Source organism: Sporosarcina sp. Marseille-Q4943, assembly GCF_943736995.1.
Classification (GTDB): domain Bacteria; phylum Bacillota; class Bacilli; order Bacillales_A; family Planococcaceae; genus Sporosarcina.
Genome location: NZ_OX031157.1, coordinates 1064557 through 1081035 on the forward strand (window position 1 = coordinate 1064557; position 16479 = coordinate 1081035).

Sequence of the window (16479 nt, forward strand, 5' to 3'; positions counted from 1 at the left end):
TAACGTAAAGCCAAACAACAGTTTCAACATTTCTTGCTTTAACTATTCTCCTTATTTAGCGCAGGAGTCTTTTCGAATAATTTTCCTTTACCATGCGGCATTTCAAGCGCCGTGTAAAGAATGAACGCTGTAATGATCCCGACAAACCAGGACATATCGTAAAGCGGTTTTAAGAAGGGAACGAAATTGCCGATTAAACAAACAACGCCTGCAACGATTGTTGTTACGATTGCATTCACATTAAAGCCTTTTGTATAGTAGTACTTCCCTTTTTTGGCCTCATACAAAGCATTCAAGTCAATATTTGTTTTAGAAATGATGAAATATTGAGCTAACATGATGCCCGTAACAGGGGCTAATATTCCACCGATAATATTTAAGAAGGTGAAGATACTTGTTGCACTTTCCATCAACTTCCATGGCATAACAAGAATCCCTATGATCGCTGCAATGATTGCACCGGATTTGAAAGTGAGTTTTTTAGGGAACAAGGATGCCAATTGGTAACCGGCAGGTACAATATTTCCCGTAACGTTAACGGATAAAGTAGTTAAGCACAGCGTTAGAACGGAAATAGCGACTGCAAATGTCCCATCAAATCGAGCTACAACATCAAGTACGTTCCATATCGGTGTTCCGAAAGCGATTTCAGAACCGACAATAATCGCGATACTTGCCACTGCAAACAATAGATATGCCACAACAAGTCCTGCAGTTTGTCCAATCGCTTGCGTCTTCGTAGATTTCGCTAGCTTTGTGAAATCTGAAATGTTTACAATCGGTGCTGCCCATGCTGCAATTACTGCTGTGATTGCAGCAATGAAGATAACGATTTTATTTCCTGTCACTCCCGAGCCCGTATACGACAAAATCGGTCCAATTCCGCCCGCTAAGTTAATGGCCCAAATTGCCATTCCACCAAACACGATGTACACAAGCGGTGAGAGGATATTTGTAAATTTCCCTAGGAAACCCATTCCTCCGTAAATCAAAGCAACATTGAATAACCAAAAGAGTAAAAACGAAATCAATGCCGGCAATGTCAATCCTAAAAGGTTCCAATCTCCACCTAACGTTAAATACGTCGGCCAAAGCTTTCCAATTAAGATAGATAATGCTTGGCTTCCTGCGTACGTTTGAAACCCGAACCACATAATCGCGGAAATCACTCCACGTAACACGCCTGGTATCATTGCTCCTTTAGGTCCGTATGATAAACGCAGCAACATCGCAAACGGCAAGCCGTATTTCGACCCTGCATGGCCATTCAGTACGAGCATCGCTGCTATGACAACAGAAGCAACCATTATTGCCGCGAAAACTTGGCCGACTGACAATCCTAAAGCAAACAGACCGCCAATGGCAATATAGTTTGGTATGTTATGAACAGAACCCATCCAAACAGTGAAAAAGTTGCTAACGCCCCATTTTCGATCCGCTTCCTCTGTCGGCAATACATCATTGCTATAGCCTTCAGCCATAGCTTTTTCTCTATTAAAAAGATTCAAAAGAACTCCTCCTTATACAACTAACATTCGAGACCCGTTATGGACTACATCATTATACATACTCTCTAGCCATACTTCTTTAGGTCTCTTAAACAAAAGAATCATCTTTTATTATGTATAGTGGATAAGGAAGGTTAAGATTATATACATTTTATCTAACGGATTGTGCAAAATGAACAACAGAAGTACCTCATGAAGAGAGTTTCTCCACGAGGTACTTCCTAAGGTTTTTATTTCTCGAAGATCGTTCCTTTTTTGAAGCTCGAACCTTTAAAGGCAAACTTCGATAGAAGATAGTAAGACGTTCCTGCCACGACTAAACCGATAATCCATGCTAGCTCAACCTCTAGGAAGGCAGCTGCCGCACCGATAAACATGGCAAGTAGACCTGCTGGATTATATCCTGCGAATGATCCCTCTTCATTATACAAGTCCGTCATATCCACTTTCTGTTTCCTTAAGATGAAATAGTCAACGAGAAGGATGGAAATAACCGGCCCCAAGAATGCCGAATAGATAAGAATGAACATATTCAACCCTGTAGCGGATGACTCTTGGATAAGCAGCCAAGGGAATGCAACTAAAGCTAGCAAACCTGTAATGATCGCAGATGGTTTATATTTAAGTTTCGTCAACATCGTAATTACATAAACTGGCGGAATGATGTTCGCCACCATATTTGTTGCAATAACCGCAATTACGATAAATGCTGATACGAATACAGAAACATAATCATTGTTCAATATGATCGGAAGTGCTTGTGCAGGGTTTGTTACACCCGTTGCAGCTGCAAGCATCGCTCCGATGACAATGACAAACCCATATGAAATCGTAATTGGGATAAAGTATAATGCTCCGCGCTTCTTATCGCTCAGGCCAGTTTTCAACTCTCTGGAATAGTCTGCGGCACTTACAAAGATACCTGCATAGTTTCCTAAGAAGACCATGATAAGGCCGAAGAACGGTAAGCCCCATGAACCTTTAGCTTGTACCCAGTTTTGAGCAATGTCAGCCGTATGTGAAGTCATAAGGATTCCAAATACATACACGAGTGCCGCCATGAACACAACTGATGCAACTGTCTCGACCCACTTGATTGCATGGAAGCCGAACAGCGAAAGGACAATTTGGAATAGTTGAAGTCCAACGAAGCAGACAACAACATTATTGAACGATCCATCCGTAACAATCTTCATAATTTCATTTAACGCAGTACCGCCAATCCAGCTTTGGATTCCGTACCAGACGATAGCAGGTATGCCCCGTAATAAGGAAGAAATGACTTTACCTTTTATCCCGAATGCCATTCGAAGCTGTACAACATAAGGAATACCTTCTCGATAGCCGAGTCGGTCATTCAGTGCGAAAATAGTTGAAATGATCCCGATGGAGATTAATGCTGCGAGAATTGTCTGGTAGATGTTCAATGTTGCCACACCCGCCACAATTACGCTGGCTCCTAATGTCATATTCCCAAGGTTAACCCCGTCGCCAATCCACATAAAAACATAATCTCTAGGTTTGACGGTACGATCCTGATCGGACTTCGGATGCAGTGATTCATCCAATGTCGAAGTTTGTTCGATTGGAACTGCTACTTTTGTATCGAAACTTTCATTAATAGTAGACATTTGTTATTCCCCTTTCGGTGTTGTGATTAAAGATATATTTATTCGAGCGATCAAATTACTTTTGCAGAAAAACATTTTTTCGTTGTGTTACGCCTCTCTACAACGTTTTGCTGGGAACAATACTTATTATACATAGCTTTTTGGAAAAGGTCTTTATGTCTAATAAACAAAATGCACAAACATGAGCTAGATACAGTGCATAACTTTTTTCAAGCCTACAGACCCTTTGGACAATCATTTGTACACTTTGAACAACATCTTTTATGCACATACCTTTGTATATCTTGAACAAATTCCATTTACAGTTAAATAGGTATTGATATATTCAATCAAACAAAAGGAAGAACAATGCCCATATAAGGGACATGTTCTTCCTTTTTAAATCGTCATATGAACAGCATCAATGCTAGCTATAGTAACTTACACCTTCAGCGAGCCACGGAACCCCCTGGCAGCATAGTAGGATTCCGCTCCATTATGGTACATAAACACAGTGTCATAGCGCCGGTCACAAAAGATCGCCCCGCCGAGCTTTCGAATAGAAGCCGGTGTCTGTACCCAACTCGACGTTTTCATATCGAAATTCCCGAGTGTTTGCAACATCCGATATTGCTCTTCTGTTAAAAGCTCAATGCCCATCTCAGTTGCCATATCCATTGCACTGTTTTCCGGTTTATGTTTTTTCCTTGATTCCAGCGCTTCCCGATCGTAGCAAACACTTCTGCGGCCTTTAGGGCTTTCCGGTGAACAATCATAAAAAACGTATTCATCCTTGTCCACGTCGTAGCCGACAACGTCCGGTTCGCCACCAGTCCTCTCCATTTCATTGAGCGACCACAGTTTTTCGTCATTCGCTTCCAGCTTTTCTTCAATCTTTGTCCAGTCAAGACCTTCGTGGCGTTCCATGTTCTTCTCAAAACGGGCTTTCAATGTTTTGAGCAAGTCTTCACGTTGTTCTGATGACAACTTCTCAATTTTCTTCGTCATAGTAGCGACCACCTTTTTGTTGAAAGTAATAATGGTTTAAGGGCTAAACTGCTCCGTTACATCGTAACTATTGTAGTTCCAGTATGAATGATGCTGAGAACGTGTGCAAGAATTGATACCGACAATATGGAGGGGTTTTCATTCAACATAATTCAATTTTGTATGTATAGATGCCCTGCTCCTGCCAGTTCGCGTGAGTATACATATTTGTAAGTGCAGAAGGAGGTGATTTGAGTGGACGACAAGAAGACACGTGAACAATTGTATGGGCTATCAGGCCAGTTAATGGAACTGTTTGTAGCCGATTTATTCTCCAAAAACAAAATCAATGTCGAAGAAGCAAAAAAACGTATGACAGATGAGCAGCGTGAACGCTTGAAGGAGACTGTTGAACAGCTAAAAACTCAAGTAGAGGGCTTTTTGGAATCAAAAGCCGTTCGGAAGGTAACAGATTCACAGGAAAAAACAGACGGACAGGCGCCTCATCCGCTACGGGAAGCATTCATGAAAAAGAAACAGGAGAAAGAAAATAAAAAAAATGAACAGGAATAGATGATTTGTCCAACTCAAGAACTTTCCCGCACATGTAATAGGAAGAGAGAGGAGGGAAGAATAATGGACTATGACAATGACTATGAATATTATTCGTCATGTAGAGAAGACAGGGACAGAGACAGAGACCGGGACCGAGACAGAGACAGAGATAGAGATAGAGATAGAGACCGAGACAGAGACCGGGATAGAGACAGAGACAAAGACAGATGCAGAGACAGAGACAGAGATAGGGACCGAGACCGGGACCGAGACAGAGACAGAGATAGAGATAGAGATAGAGACCATGACAGAGACAGAGACAGAGACAGAGATAGAGATAGAGATAGAGATAGAGATAGAGACCGTGACAGAGACAAAGACAGATGGTCTGCATTAGATCCTGATGCAAGGCACCCGATCGCTCATTGCAGGAATGAAAGAGATATTACGGGTGCGGATGCAGAGTTGGATACTGATATCGAACAGATTTCCAACGAACTAATTGTCATCCGCGACTCTTGCGATGTCACTGTCAGCACGACTGACACGCAAGTTGCCGTATCCCTGCAAGCAGCGCTCCAAGTAGCCATTGCGATTGTTGTCAACATCTCAATTGCTGATGGTACAAGGGCGGAACGAGTGACAGCTGAATTATTGGAACGAGCACAGATCCGACAGGCCAACCGCCAAAGACTGATCATCGTCAACTCCCGTGATATCGAGGTAACTACGGAAGACACCGATGTAGCGATTTCCTTGCAGCTATTACTACAAATCCTCTTGGCATTAATTGTACAACTGGATATTCTATAAGACCAAGAGAATGAGTATGTCTATACACTGACCGCCCCCGCGACTCCCACGTTGACGGGGGCGGTTGTCTGCAAGGAAATCCCTTTAGCCTAGAGTATGCATCGAACTCTATGCATGTTACGTACTTCTGAATAAAAAGAGGGATTCCCAATCGAAGTCACGAAACTACTATCTATAGGGAAAGGAGGAGGTTTTATGAAACCACCTGTAGCAAAACGTATTCCCCATCCCCATGAATTGCATGGCGATGTGCGCGAAGACGACTATTATTGGCTGAAGGATCGCAATAACCCGGAAGTCATCGAGTATGTAGAGGAAGAGAATCGGTATTTCGAGGAGATCATGCGCCCACTCGAAGAGCAGGCCGAACAGATTTACGAAAGCATGGTTGACCGGGTTCCCGATTCAGAAGTGAAAGTGCCGGTGCAGCATGGACCATACTTCTACTATTCACGGTTGGACAAAGACAAGCAATACCCAATCTATGCACGCAAGCGGGCGGCAAGCCGAGAGTTTTTGCCTGAAGCTCCGGAGGAAGTTGTGCTAGATCTGAATGAACTGGCTAAAGACAGCGACTATTTAAGCGTTACGGTGCAACGGATAAGTTCCAATCATAACTGTCTCGCCTATTTGGAGAACAGGGACGGCACGGACCGGTATACAATCCATGTCAAGGACTTGGAAACGGACGAGCTTCTACCGGATCGGATTCCGGATGTCTTCTTATATGGCAGCATGGAATGGAGTCGCTGCGGCGATTATATTTTCTATATTACGGTTGATGAGAATCAACGTCCGTACCGATTATGGAGACACCGTCTAGGAAGTGAAGTGAATAATGATGAACTCGTCTTCGAAGAAAAAGACGAAACGTTTACATTGTTCGTGTCAAAATCGCAAAGCGGGAAGTTTATTTTTGTTTATTCACATTCGAAAACGTCAAGCGAGATCCGCATGTTGGATGCAGATGCTCCGTTATCCCCTTGGCAACTGCTCGATGCGCGGCGTGACGGAATTCTATATGACGTCGAGCATTGGGAAGATGACCTGTTCATACTGACAAACGAAGAAGCGCTAAACTTTCAATTGCTCCGCTGCCCTCTCAATGACCTAGAGTCACGGGTAAAAGTCATTGAGCATAGCGAGGAACGCTATCTTCAAGCTATCTATCCGTTTCAAGACATGCTGCTCGTTGCTGGTCGTGAGAATGGACTGACGCAGGTCTGGAAGATTCAGGACGGCGAGCTAGAGCGATTTGAATGGGAGGAACCCCTCTACACGGTTGCGGTCTTATCCGACCAAAGCTATGAGGCGACGGAAGTATTACTTCAATATGAGTCATTGCTTACCCCGAAAACTACTTTCGGGCTGAACTTAGTGACAGGAGAGAAGCATCGACTGCAAGTTGCCCCTGTCAGTGGAGAGTATGATCGTTCCAGCTATCGGCAAGAGCAATTGTGGGCGGAAGCGGAAGATGGTGTCAACGTGCCAATGACCGCTGTCTATCGGGAAGGTGCGTTCGACGATGGACCAGCGCCATTGATTCTGTATGGGTATGGATCCTATGGCGCGAACAGCGATCCGCATTTTGATCCGTACCGCCTTCCGCTCTTGGACAAGGGTGTCGTATTTGTCACAGCGCAAGTACGAGGCGGTTCCGAAATGGGACGAAGTTGGTATGAAGATGGGAAAATGCAGAAGAAGCGAAACACTTTCACCGATTTTATTGCAGCAGCGAAATATCTTATCGAGCAGGATTACACAACCCCGAACCAAATGGCGGCACGCGGAGGCAGTGCGGGAGGCTTGCTCGTAGGTGCAGTCGCTAACATGGCCGGTGAGCTATTTAAGGTCATCGTCCCGGCAGTTCCATTCGTCGATGTCGTGACGACGATGCTTGATACGACGATTCCCCTTACCACTTTGGAATGGGACGAGTGGGGCAACCCTCAAGATCGGGAAGATTATTTCTATATGAAGTCATATAGCCCGTACGACAATGTGGAGGCGAAAGATTATCCGCATATGTATATTACAACCGGTCTGAACGATCCACGTGTCGGATATTGGGAGCCGGCCAAATGGGTCGCACGAATGAGAGCTTTAAAAACCGATGATAATGTCATCGTGCTTAAAACGAATATGGGTGCCGGCCATTTTGGCAAGTCAGGCCGATTCAACCACTTGAAAGAAGCTGCAGAATGCTATGCATTCATTCTAGACAAGCTTGGCGCCACTGCCGAATTACCAATTTCCAACCCCCGTTAATTCGGGGGTTTTCTTTTGAATGAATGGCATTTAGATTCAGCTATGAATGACTGTCATCCTCGCAATTTGACTATACTGTCGTTCGAGGAGTGATGGATATGTATAAATTATTGTCACATAATGATTTGGATGGTGTTGGTTGCGGTATTTTAGCGAAGATTGCTTTCGGCAAGCAAGTTAAAGTGCGCTATAATTCCGTTTCTGGTTTAGACCGGGAAGTAGAATGGTTTTTGGAGAATGAAGATAAGGAAACTTTTTTGTTCATTACAGATTTGTCGGTCAATGAAGAAAACGAGAAAAGGCTCGAGGCGTTTTATGAAGATGGCGGAAAGGTCCAATTGCTTGATCACCATAAAACAGCGCTTCACTTTAACGAGTATGAGTGGAGTCATGTCGTCGTAGAGGACGATGAAGGTAAATTAACTTCAGCGACTTCCCTATTTTTTGAATACCTTGTGACACACCAGCTTATGGAACCATCGGAATCGATAGCCGAATTCGTCGAGCTCGTCAGGCAGTATGATACGTGGGAATGGGAAAAAAATAATAATCAGTCTGCACAACGTCTTAACGCCCTCTTTTTCCTCATCACAATTGATGAATTTGAAGAAAAGATGATTGATCGACTACTTTCAGACGACCATTTCCACTTTGATGAATTCGAAAAGAAAATACTCGATATGGAAGAAGATAAAATTGAGCGCTATATTCGCCGAAAGAGGCGAGGTCTCGTCCAGACGCAAGCAGGCGACCTTTTTGCCGGAATTGTTTATGCAGAATCGTACCATTCAGAGCTTGGCAATGAACTTGGCAAAGAATACCCGCATCTTGATTACATCGTCATCTTAAACATGAGTGGGAAACGAATCGGTTTTCGAACAATTCATGACCATGTTGATGTATCTGAAGTTGCCGGGCAATTCGGCGGAGGCGGTCATGCAAAAGCTTCTGGATGCTCATTGACCAAGGATGCTTTTCAACAATTTGTGCTGGACACGTTCCACTTGGAACCATTAAGGGAAGACGCGCGACGCAATCGCTACAATGTGAAACATTCTTCGTTCGGTTCCCTCTATAAAAACCGAATGGATGTGAGCTTTTTCATCTATCCGGAAGACGATCAAGCATGGGCCATTAAACAAAATAACGAAAAGATAGATCAGCCTTTTGCGAGCTTCGAGGAAGCGGAGCGTTTCCTTAAAAGAAACTACGAAGCATGGCTTGTACGGGACGATGCTTTCGTCAATTATTTAATAGAACAGATACGTAATAAATAAGAGGCGCCTGTGCAGCAAACTCATAAGTGGTGCCTGTGCAGTAAACTATTCTGACTATGCACTACAATTGAATAAAATACATTTGGAATCCACTCATATCAATGTTTACATTTTGAATATGTGAATTTCTATACATTACAATGAATTGTCATAAATGTGTGCTGCACAGGCACCGGCAAAATTCTGATAAATAAAAGCGGGCTCTCTTAGATGAGAGGCCGCTTCATTTATTGCACTGTATATCCACCATCTAGTACTACCGCTTGGCCGGTCATGCCTTTCGCTGCATCGCTCGCAAGGAATAGAGCCAAATCGGCGATTTCCTTAACGTCTAATAGTCTCTTCTGAGGAACCAATGGATATATGACTTCCTCCAGAACGGATTCAAGTGGGACATTGCGTGTCGTCGCTAAGTCTTCTAGCTGATTGCGCACTAACGGCGTGTCAACATAGCCAGGACAGATTGCGTTCACCGTAATCCCATCTGCTGCCGTTTCCAAAGCTGCCACTTTCGTCAACCCGATGACACCATGCTTCGCTGAGTTATATGCGGCTTTCCCTGCGAAACCGACTAGTCCATTGATGGAAGCCATGTTCAGGATACGTCCAAAACCATTTTTCCTCATATGTGGCAATACGAGCTTTGTTGCGATAAATGGCGCCGTCAGCATAATTTTAACGAGCAATTCAAACCGCTCCGTCGGAAAATCCTCAAGCATCGCAACATGCTGCATCCCTGCATTATTAATGAGTATATCAATTCGTCCAAAATGATCGATTGCTTCATTGATCGCCTTTTCCAAATCTGCTTCAGACGTGACATCGCACTTGATGCCAATTGCGTCTTTACTGAGACTTTGGGCAGCAGCCTTCACTTTTTCCTCATTGATATCCGAAAGCACCACCTTCGCACCGGCCTCTGAAAATTCTTGGGCAATTTCAAAGCCGATCCCTTGGGCAGCTCCTGTGATAAATAAAACTTTTCCTTCTACCATGCGAATTCCTCCCGAAACAAAAATACAGGGCGCCTGACGCGATATACTCAAGGCGCCCCAAAGTTCGAACAGTCGTCCATTCTTCAGTTTAACTGGTTCATATGAATTGGTTAAATCCCAAATCCAAAGGAGAACAAGATGATTGCAATCGCCACGCCAATGACTGGAACGATGACAGTTAAGGCGCCCACTGGACCATATGCATCTCGGTGTGATTCTCCACAAATAGACTGAATCGTTGTCACGACATAGCCGTTATGCGGGAGGGAATCAAGTGCACCAGACGAGATGGCGACAACACGGTGCAACGCCTCCGGATTTACTCCCATGTCCATATAATGCGGTGCAATCAATGGCAAGGCAATCGTCTGGCCACCTGATGCAGAACCAGTCATACCTGCAATGACCGATACCGCTATGGCTGCACCAATTAAAGGAGAGCCTGGAATGTTCGTCATAGCTTCTACAGCCATTTGGAAAGCAGGAACCGCTTTTGCCACTCCACCGAATCCGACGACAGCGGCAGTGTTTCCAATTGCAACAATTGCTCCAAGCGTACCAGCTGAAACAGCTGCACCAAAATTCGTGGAATATTTTCTTCCTACAATATAAGTAGCGATAATCCCACCGAGCAACGCGACAATCAATGCGGATTGCGCTAACGAATCGTGGAAAATAAATGATATGATCAATACAACAGCCAAAGGAATCATGGACAAGAATGGATTTGGCAGTTTACGAGTCGTATCGAATGCCGGATCCGATTCCCTACCGACGAACCGCTCACCCTTGTTAACTGCTTTTGTCACCATTCTCTTCAGCCACCAGTATCCAAACACCGCCATGAACACGGCGACAATTAAACTGACTTCCCAGCCTGCGTACGCAGTTGTATTCAAATACGGGATCGGAATCCAGTTTTGAATTTCCGGTGATCCGGCAGAGGTCATCGTAAATGTGACCGATCCAAGAGCAAGTGTCGCGGGAATGAATCTTCTTGGCAAATCAGCCTGTTTAAATAAAGAGATGGCCATAGGATAGACGGAGAATGCAACAACGAACAAACTTACGCCACCATAAGTCAAAATTGCACAAGCGGCTACAATTGCCAATACGGCATATTTCATCCCCATTTTATCTACAAACCATTTTGCAACGGCATCCGCCGCTCCGCTATCTTCCATCACTTTCCCGAATACAGCACCAAGCAAGAACATCATATACCAAGATGCAATAAAGGAAGTGAATCCACCCATATAACTTGTTACAAAATCAGCTTGCCCTTCATCAGCAAGTTTTGCGAATAGCGGCATTCCACTCATTAACGCAACAAACAATGCAGAAATAGGACCTACGATCAAAATATTGACGCCCTTCATTGTCAGGAAAATAAGAAGAACGAGTCCCCCAATCAAACCAATCATCCCTAATGCTTCCATTGCATTTCCCCCAAATATAATTGTAATTTTCAGTTAATATTATTCAAAAAATAATGACAATTGCTACATTACAATTCATCAATAGCTCGTCTCCCTAAAATTCACCTCCTGCGTATGTAGATAGAAAACGCTTTCAATTCATTTAATCAAAGCTTATGAAAACTTGCAAACCCTTATTTCTAAACGTTTTACAAGATAACAAGAAAAAACAGTCCAAAATCTCGGACTGTTTACGTATACCCCTTTCCAATATATGAAGCACGCATTTCCGCACGTCCGAAATTCCGCACACCTGTCCAGAAAATCGGAAAATAGGTCAAAACTCATATTTTTTCATTTTCTCATAAAACGTACTTCTACTTAACCCTAACACCTTTGCCGCTTCTCTTTTATTCGGGTACATCTGAAGAGTTTCAGCAATGATATTCCCCTCCAATTGCTCAATCGCTTGCTGTAACGTTTGGGTGTTGCCTGTATAGTATCGGGACTTGGCTCGGACTCCTTGAGGCAGGACACTAGGTTCTATCACATCTCCATTTGTTAAATAGACTGCCGCTTGGATGACGTTCTGCAATTCCCTCACGTTCCCCGGCCAACTATATTCTTTTAAAGTTTGCATCGTCTCCGGTGCAATTGAAAGATTGCGCTTCCCCACTGTCGCAATCGTTTCGTGAAAAAAGTGATTTGTAATTTCCTCGAAATCATCCATCCGCTGACGAAGCGGTGGAATTTGTAGCGTAACTGCATGAATTCGATAATACAGATCCTCGCGAAATTTCCCAGATTCCATTAAGTTTTTTAGCGGTTGATTCACAGCAGCTATGATTCGGATATTTACTTTATTTGCATTATGTGATCCAATCGGTTCAATCGTGCCCTCCTGGAGCACCCTCAATAATTTAACTTGCATCGATAGTGGCATGTCCCCTAAATCATCCAAGAACAATGTCCCGCCTTCAGCTTGATGAATCCTCCCTTTTCTTTGGATTTGTTCTGTAGATCCAACACTGCCAAAAAGCTCAAGTTCAAGAAACTCTGCAGGAATTGCTGCACAGTTCACTTTTACAAAAGGCTTTTCAGAGCGGTTCGATAGGTAATGAATACTTTGCGCAAACATTTCCTTTCCAGTTCCGCTTTCTCCTTGGATCAATACAGGTAAATCACTTGGGGCGATCATTTGAATGGTTTCTTTAATTGATCGAATTGAATCGGAAGATCCAAGAATATCTTGTAGCTGGAATGTCGTTTTCTCTGCCGTCTGTCCAATCTTAATTTTCTCCATCGTCGTTCTCACTTGAGAGCTCAAGTTATGCCAATCGTTCATGTCTCGAAAGATGACACTTCCGAAAGCCCCGACAATTTCTCCATCCACTCTCACTGGAACACGGTTCGCTAACATGTAGTTCCCTTTTATGAAGTGCGGCGATGCGACATGTTCCTCACCCGTCTCTACAACTTCATGCATACGTGAGTTTTCAATGACTTCATTCACCGGCTTTCCGATTGCTTCTTCACGAGTCGTTTCAAGGAACTTACAGTATTCTTCATTGATATATAAAATGTTCGATTCTTTATCGACGACAACAAACCACTGAAATGCATTCTCCAATATTTCTAGTAAGACCGATTCCGTTAATCTATCCGTTACCGACGTCATTATACCCCTCCACCATATCCCTAGTAATCTCATCTTCTCAAAATAGTAAATATAGTGCAAACAGATAAATTTTAACCGGAAAATAAAAATGAGGTGAACTCATCCATGTTCGAATGAATTTCACCTCATGTCTATCGTTATTGATTCAAATCATAAATTTGACCTTTAATTAAATACGCGGCACTTTCGGCGATGTTCGTAATATGGTCAGCAGTCCGTTCAAGGTAACGATTGATGAATAGTAATTGTACGAGCTGTGTTGTTTCTTCTGGATGCTCACGTAAATAGCCAGTTATGCTTTTATATGTTTCCGCATAGTAATTGTCGACTTGATCGTCCAACCCGGCAACTTCCTTAGCAAACGCCATGTTTCCATCGATGAATGCAGACACCGCCTTTTGAAGCATAGTAAGGGAGATCTCATTCATTTGCTCTAGCTTTGTAATATTGATGAGCGATTCGGTTTTTCCGATTTTCGCAGTCGCTTTCGCGATATTTACTGCAAAGTCTGCAATCCGTTCGATATCAGAAGTGATTTTCAATGATGCTATGATTCTTCGCAGATCGGTTGCAAATGGTTGCTCTTTCGCAATAAGCCACACAGCAAATTGGTTAATTTCGTGGTCCAGATTATCAATGGCTGTGTCTTCATCAATGACTCGCAACGCCAATTCGACATCTTGCGTTTTAAAAGCTGTGAAAGCTTTCTCAAATGCAGATACAGTAAGCTTGTTCATCTCATTCATTTTGTTTTGCAATTCTTGCAAGTTCTTGTCAAAGTATTTCCTTGCGTTCATGAATGTCACCCCTTGATTTGGTTAACCGAAACGGCCCGTTACATAATCTTCGGTTCGTTGGTCTTTCGGATTTGAAAAGACGTTGTTTGTGGCATCATATTCAACAATCTCTCCATTTAGGAAGAAAGCTGTTTTGTCTGATACCCGCGCAGCCTGCTGCATGTTATGGGTTACGATTACAATTGTATATTCTTTTTTCAATTGTGCAATCAATTCTTCGACTTTCAATGTGGAGATCGGGTCTAGTGCCGAAGTGGGTTCATCCATCAGAATGACATCCGGCCTCATCGCAATCGCACGGGCAATACAAACCCTTTGCTGTTGACCACCTGATAGACCAAGTGCAGACGTCTTAAGTCGATCCTTCACCTCATCCCAAATCGCAGCGCCACGCAAACTTTCCTCAACAATTTGGTTCAATTCCTTCTTATTCTTAATTCCTTGTGCACGAGGTCCGTACGCGACATTATCATAAATGCTCATTGGGAATAGGTTCGGCTTTTGGAATACCATGCCGACTTTTGTACGAAGCTTAATGACATCGCTCGATTTATAAATATCTTCGTTATCGATGACAATATCCCCGTTGATCCTCACCCCATCGATCAGATCATTCATGCGGTTTAACGTCCGTAGAAAAGTCGACTTCCCGCAACCGGATGGCCCGATTAATGCTGTCACTTTCTTTTCTTCAATGTCTAACGACACATCGTATAATGCCTGTTTATCTCCATAAAAAAGACTCAAGTCTTTTACACTGATCTTTGCTGTACCCTTTGACTGCTTCATAAGCTCCTCCTTACTTCTATGTCCCGCTTTCGTAAAATTAGTAATCTGCTTTATTCAATTTCTTGGATATGAACGTAGCTGAGAAGTTCAAAATCAAGATAATAACGATTAACACAATCCCAATCGCGGCTGCAAGTTCGATATCGCCTGCCTCCTGTGTAACTAAATAGGAATGGACAGTTAATGTCCTTGCAGAAGAGAAAATGCTTGCAGGCATCGCTGCTACAGTTCCAGCTGTTAAAAATATCGCTGCCGACTCACCGATAATCCTTCCCATGGAAAGGATGATTCCTGATAGGATTCCAGGCATTGAGCTTGGCAAAATGACTTTCATAAGTGTTTGAAGTTTCGTTGTCCCTAAAGCCAAAGAACCTTCACGATACGTTTGAGGCACCGTTTTCAATGCTTCTTCTGTTGTACGGATGACGACAGGCAATACGATGATCGTCAACGTTAATGACGCAGAAATGATTGACATGCCGAGCTTCAACGTCGTAACAAAGAAAACTGCACCAAACAATCCGTAGATGATGGATGGAATCCCTGTTAAGCTTTCCGTCGCAAAACGTATCGCTTTTACAAGGCGGCCTTGCTTCGCATACTCTTGAAGATAGACAGCAGCCAAAATTCCGATTGGCGTTGCAATAACGAGTGAAATAACGATAGTGTACACGGTCGTAACAATCATCGGCCAAATGCCACCGCCACCTGTCGGCGAATAATCGCCAAAGATGAATTCAAAATTGATGAGACGGAATCCCTTGTAAAAGATGAATCCCACAATAAGCAACAGAATGGCAACTGTGACGAAAGCAGAAAACCAAAGAAGTCCACGCAATAAGTTGTCTTTACTATTTCTCATCTTAATTAGCACCCCTTGCGCTGATTTTTGCTAGTACAAAGTTCAAAATCAAGATAAAGGAGAACAACACGATACCGGTTGCAAATAGCATTTCTTGATGCACGCCTGCAGCATAGCCCATTTCCAACGCGATATTGGTTGTTAACGGGCGGACACTATCTGTCAGGCTTGTAGGCGTGATCAAACTGTTACCGGCTATTAAGATAACCGCCATCGTTTCCCCGATCGCTCTCCCTAAGCCAAGAACAATGGCTGCCATAATACCGGACTTGGCTGCCGGTACGACGACTTTAAAAATGGTGCCGATTTCAGAAGCGCCGAGTGCCAAGGAGCCTTCCCGATACGTTTTCGGAACAGCGCGGATCGCCGTTTCAGCTACCGTCACGATTGTCGGTAGCATCATGATCGCTAGCACTAAAATGACAGCCAATAAGCTTTGCCCTTTCACCAATCCTAAGTTGTTTTGCAAAAACGGCACGATAATGGCAAGTCCAAAAACACCATATAGAACAGACGGGATCCCAGCAAGCAGCTGTACAGCCGGCGAAATGATTTTCGCAAACCGTTTCGGCGCAATTTCCGATAGGAAGATTGCTGTAAATAAACCAATGGGCACCCCAATTACTAACGCTCCGATCGTTGCATAAATAGAAGCGACGATCATTGGAAAAATCCCGAATTTATCCTCGCTTGGCACCCAATCTACCCCAAAGATGAAGTCAAAAAAGCTGTACCCCTCTGCAATGAACGGATGGGAACCTCTATAAAATACAAATCCTACGATCAATAACAAACTGAACACGGAAAGCAGTGCGCAGAACAAGAATAGCTTGGATGATAAACTTTCTAACATGTATTTTCTTCTATTTGATTTACCGTTACCTATACCTTGCTTTTCAATAGGTGGGCTTGTCATAGCTGA

General features: G+C 43.4%; 15 protein-coding genes. 5 read left to right on the forward strand and 10 right to left on the reverse strand.

Going from position 1 to position 16479, the window contains the following annotated elements; genetic code table 11:
- Nucleotides 1-38: 38 nt before the first annotated feature.
- The 3 genes from ncs1 to NIT04_RS14345 form a co-directional block, all read right to left on the reverse strand.
- Nucleotides 39-1508: an NCS1 family nucleobase:cation symporter gene (ncs1, locus tag NIT04_RS14335; protein WP_252504215.1), complete on the reverse strand. Its 1470-nt coding sequence runs from the start codon at nucleotides 1506-1508 to the stop codon at nucleotides 39-41.
- Nucleotides 1509-1738: 230 nt separating this feature from the next.
- Nucleotides 1739-3139: an NCS1 family transporter gene (locus NIT04_RS14340; protein WP_252504216.1), complete on the reverse strand. Its 1401-nt coding sequence runs from the start codon at nucleotides 3137-3139 to the stop codon at nucleotides 1739-1741.
- A gap of 420 nt (nucleotides 3140-3559) precedes the next feature.
- Nucleotides 3560-4126 (reverse strand): DUF4256 domain-containing protein, encoded by a 567-nt coding sequence (locus tag NIT04_RS14345; protein WP_252504217.1) that lies wholly within the window; start codon nucleotides 4124-4126, stop codon nucleotides 3560-3562.
- A gap of 234 nt (nucleotides 4127-4360) precedes the next feature.
- On the opposite strand from NIT04_RS14345, the gene NIT04_RS14350 reads away from it, so the two are divergent.
- The 5 genes from NIT04_RS14350 to NIT04_RS14370 all read left to right on the forward strand — a co-directional run bounded on the left by NIT04_RS14350 (nucleotide 4361) and on the right by NIT04_RS14370 (nucleotide 9018).
- Nucleotides 4361-4678, forward strand: a complete 318-nt coding sequence (locus NIT04_RS14350; RefSeq protein ID WP_252504218.1) for a hypothetical protein — start codon at nucleotides 4361-4363, stop codon at nucleotides 4676-4678.
- A 70-nt stretch (nucleotides 4679-4748) separates the two neighbouring features.
- Complete coding sequence (locus tag NIT04_RS14355) at nucleotides 4749-5057, forward strand: hypothetical protein (RefSeq protein ID WP_252504219.1); 309 nt, start codon at nucleotides 4749-4751, stop codon at nucleotides 5055-5057.
- A gap of 68 nt (nucleotides 5058-5125) precedes the next feature.
- Nucleotides 5126-5473, forward strand: a complete 348-nt coding sequence (locus NIT04_RS14360) for a spore coat protein (protein WP_252504220.1) — start codon at nucleotides 5126-5128, stop codon at nucleotides 5471-5473.
- Nucleotides 5474-5668: 195 nt separating this feature from the next.
- Nucleotides 5669-7741, forward strand: a complete 2073-nt coding sequence (locus NIT04_RS14365) for a S9 family peptidase (RefSeq protein ID WP_252504221.1) — start codon at nucleotides 5669-5671, stop codon at nucleotides 7739-7741.
- A gap of 98 nt (nucleotides 7742-7839) precedes the next feature.
- The gene (locus NIT04_RS14370; RefSeq protein ID WP_252504222.1) at nucleotides 7840-9018 is read left to right on the forward strand and encodes a DHH family phosphoesterase; all 1179 of its coding nucleotides are present in this window, start codon (nucleotides 7840-7842) and stop codon (nucleotides 9016-9018) included.
- A gap of 227 nt (nucleotides 9019-9245) precedes the next feature.
- On the opposite strand, the gene NIT04_RS14375 is transcribed toward NIT04_RS14370, so the two are convergent.
- The 7 genes from NIT04_RS14375 to pstC form a co-directional block, all read right to left on the reverse strand.
- On the reverse strand, nucleotides 9246-10013 hold the full coding sequence (locus NIT04_RS14375) for a 3-hydroxybutyrate dehydrogenase (protein WP_252504223.1): 768 nt from the start codon (nucleotides 10011-10013) through the stop codon (nucleotides 9246-9248).
- 110 nt (nucleotides 10014-10123) lie between these two features.
- On the reverse strand, nucleotides 10124-11452 hold the full coding sequence (locus tag NIT04_RS14380) for a GntP family permease (RefSeq protein ID WP_252504224.1): 1329 nt from the start codon (nucleotides 11450-11452) through the stop codon (nucleotides 10124-10126).
- A 316-nt stretch (nucleotides 11453-11768) separates the two neighbouring features.
- Nucleotides 11769-13109 carry a sigma-54-dependent Fis family transcriptional regulator gene (locus NIT04_RS14385; protein ID WP_252504225.1) on the reverse strand — a complete coding sequence of 447 codons (1341 nt, stop codon included), beginning with the start codon at nucleotides 13107-13109 and terminating at the stop codon, nucleotides 11769-11771.
- A 137-nt stretch (nucleotides 13110-13246) separates the two neighbouring features.
- Nucleotides 13247-13906 (reverse strand): phosphate signaling complex protein PhoU, encoded by a 660-nt coding sequence (phoU, locus tag NIT04_RS14390; protein ID WP_252504226.1) that lies wholly within the window; start codon nucleotides 13904-13906, stop codon nucleotides 13247-13249.
- Nucleotides 13907-13927: 21 nt separating this feature from the next.
- Nucleotides 13928-14695, reverse strand: coding sequence for a phosphate ABC transporter ATP-binding protein PstB (gene pstB, locus NIT04_RS14395; protein WP_252504227.1), 768 nt, complete (start codon nucleotides 14693-14695; stop codon nucleotides 13928-13930).
- Between the two features lie 37 nt (nucleotides 14696-14732).
- Nucleotides 14733-15557: a phosphate ABC transporter permease PstA gene (gene pstA / locus NIT04_RS14400; RefSeq protein WP_252504228.1), complete on the reverse strand. Its 825-nt coding sequence runs from the start codon at nucleotides 15555-15557 to the stop codon at nucleotides 14733-14735.
- Between the two features lies 1 nt (nucleotide 15558).
- Nucleotides 15559-16473 (reverse strand): phosphate ABC transporter permease subunit PstC, encoded by a 915-nt coding sequence (gene pstC / locus NIT04_RS14405; RefSeq protein WP_252504229.1) that lies wholly within the window; start codon nucleotides 16471-16473, stop codon nucleotides 15559-15561.
- Nucleotides 16474-16479 lie beyond the last annotated feature (6 nt).

Excerpts from the sequence above, each read along its gene's own strand:
- NIT04_RS14340 (WP_252504216.1), bottom strand. The coding sequence starts at position 3,139 with ATGTCTACTATTAATGAAAGTTTCGATACAAAAGTAGCAGTTCCAATC.
- NIT04_RS14345 (WP_252504217.1), bottom strand. The coding sequence starts at position 4,126 with ATGACGAAGAAAATTGAGAAGTTGTCATCAGAACAACGTGAAGACTTG.
- NIT04_RS14355 (WP_252504219.1), top strand. The coding sequence starts at position 4,749 with ATGACAATGACTATGAATATTATTCGTCATGTAGAGAAGACAGGGACA.
- NIT04_RS14365 (WP_252504221.1), top strand. The coding sequence starts at position 5,669 with ATGAAACCACCTGTAGCAAAACGTATTCCCCATCCCCATGAATTGCAT.
- NIT04_RS14370 (WP_252504222.1), top strand. The coding sequence starts at position 7,840 with ATGTATAAATTATTGTCACATAATGATTTGGATGGTGTTGGTTGCGGT.
- NIT04_RS14375 (WP_252504223.1), bottom strand. The coding sequence starts at position 10,013 with ATGGTAGAAGGAAAAGTTTTATTTATCACAGGAGCTGCCCAAGGGATC.
- NIT04_RS14380 (WP_252504224.1), bottom strand. The coding sequence starts at position 11,452 with ATGGAAGCATTAGGGATGATTGGTTTGATTGGGGGACTCGTTCTTCTT.
- NIT04_RS14385 (WP_252504225.1), bottom strand. The coding sequence starts at position 13,109 with ATGACGTCGGTAACGGATAGATTAACGGAATCGGTCTTACTAGAAATA.
- phoU (WP_252504226.1), bottom strand. The coding sequence starts at position 13,906 with ATGAACGCAAGGAAATACTTTGACAAGAACTTGCAAGAATTGCAAAAC.
- pstB (WP_252504227.1), bottom strand. The coding sequence starts at position 14,695 with ATGAAGCAGTCAAAGGGTACAGCAAAGATCAGTGTAAAAGACTTGAGT.
- pstA (WP_252504228.1), bottom strand. The coding sequence starts at position 15,557 with ATGAGAAATAGTAAAGACAACTTATTGCGTGGACTTCTTTGGTTTTCT.
- pstC (WP_252504229.1), bottom strand. The coding sequence starts at position 16,473 with ATGACAAGCCCACCTATTGAAAAGCAAGGTATAGGTAACGGTAAATCA.